Genomic DNA, 1,514 nt, shown 5'->3' with positions numbered 1-1,514 from the left:
ATGGAAAAGTCGAACACGAACTTTATTAAGGCCTGCATGTCTGCCTCGTGGATTGCAGCCAGTGTTCTCTTCGTTGCTATCGCACTCGTTGCTGTCGGAGCCTTGGGGAACGGGCTGCTAAGTATGCTCGGCATACCCGACGGCGTGTCTGCCTTGTGGGGTCACGTCCAGGAGGCCAACGGCATCGGCCCAACACTGGGCTGGTTGGCGTTAACACTTATCGTCATAGGGGTTCTTATAGCGCTTATGACCTGGATGTTGTCCCAGGCTGCGCCGGGTATTGCTCACTTAGTCGAGGAATACCGTCGCAATCACCCGAGGAAAGAAACGAACCACTAACTAGAACACGTGCACCGTAAAAAGTAAAAATCCCCACAACACAGCGTAGCGGTTAACCGCTACGCTTCTTTTATGCTCTTCCTATGCCCCAACTTTGCAACAGCACCAATAAACTGGCGCCCCGGTTATAAGTTGGGGCGCCAAGTCGATGTGCTCGAGTCGGGGGATGTTAGTGGCCGGTGCCAAGCCGGCCAGACAGGCGGTTCAGCCGGTCCTGACTGGGACCGTCGAGCCCGATAATGGACACGGTTTTGCCTCTGTCCTGGAACTTCTGCGTAATCGCGTCCAAGGTCGCGACCGTGGAGGCATCCCAGATCTCCGCCTCAGTGAGATCAATAGTGATATGACGGGCAGAATCGGTGTAATCAAAGCGATAAACCAGGTCATTGCTTGATGCCCAAAACAACTGGCCATGCACCCGGTAGGTACGAGTATCAATCTCTCCATCGCCGTCGCCGTCGATCTCGGAGACCTTTTCAATGGAAGCGATATGTGCCATCCGACGGGCGAACATGATCATCGCGGTGACCACACCCAACACCACACCAATGGCCAGGTTGCTGGTGGCTAGGGTGGCAATAATCGTCACGGCCATAACAATGGTCTCAGAGACCGGCATGAGTTTAAGGGTGCGTGGATGCACCGAGTGCCAGTCGATGGTGCCGACCGAGACCATGATCATGATTGCCACCAGCGCAGCCATCGGGATCATGCCAACGATGTCGCCCAGTGCCAGGACCAGGACCAGCAGGAACACACCGGCTAACAGGGTGGATAGGCGGGTACGTGCCCCGGATTCGCGGACGTTGATCATGGTTTGACCGATCATCGCGCAGCCACCCATGCCGCCGAAGAAACCGGAGGCAATATTAGCCACCCCCTGTCCCCAGGATTCACGAGTTTTATCGGAATGAGTGTCGGTGATGTCATCGACGAGCTTGGCGGTCATCAACGATTCCATGAGACCGACCACGGCCATGGCCAGGGCATAAGGCGCGATGATCTGCAGGGTCTCCAACGTCCACGGCACGTTCGGAATAAACAGGGACGGTAAGGTCTCCGGCATCTTGCCCATGTCCGAGACCGTCGGGACAGTCAAACCGGCGGCAATGACCAAACCGGTGAGCACGATAATCGTGACCAGCGGGGCGGGGATCACACTGGTGAGCTTGGGG

At 56.5% G+C, this 1,514-nt stretch carries 2 protein-coding genes; one reads left to right on the top strand and one right to left on the bottom strand.

What is annotated here, in order from left to right; all coding sequences use genetic code 11:
- A partial coding sequence (locus tag HMPREF2550_RS00035) for a hypothetical protein (protein WP_070788904.1) occupies positions 1 to 339 on the top strand: 339 nt, incomplete at its 5' end.
- 169 nt (positions 340 to 508) lie between these two features.
- Here the strand turns inward: HMPREF2550_RS00035 and HMPREF2550_RS00030 are convergent.
- Positions 509 to 1,514 (bottom strand): SulP family inorganic anion transporter (locus HMPREF2550_RS00030; RefSeq protein ID WP_141760470.1); only part of this gene is annotated, 1,006 nt, incomplete at its 5' end.

The sequence above is a fragment of the Corynebacterium sp. HMSC074A01 genome (assembly GCF_001831515.1).
In the GTDB taxonomy this organism is placed as follows: Bacteria; Actinomycetota; Actinomycetes; order Mycobacteriales; family Mycobacteriaceae; genus Corynebacterium.
This window is presented reverse-complemented; position numbering and strand designations above follow the sequence as displayed.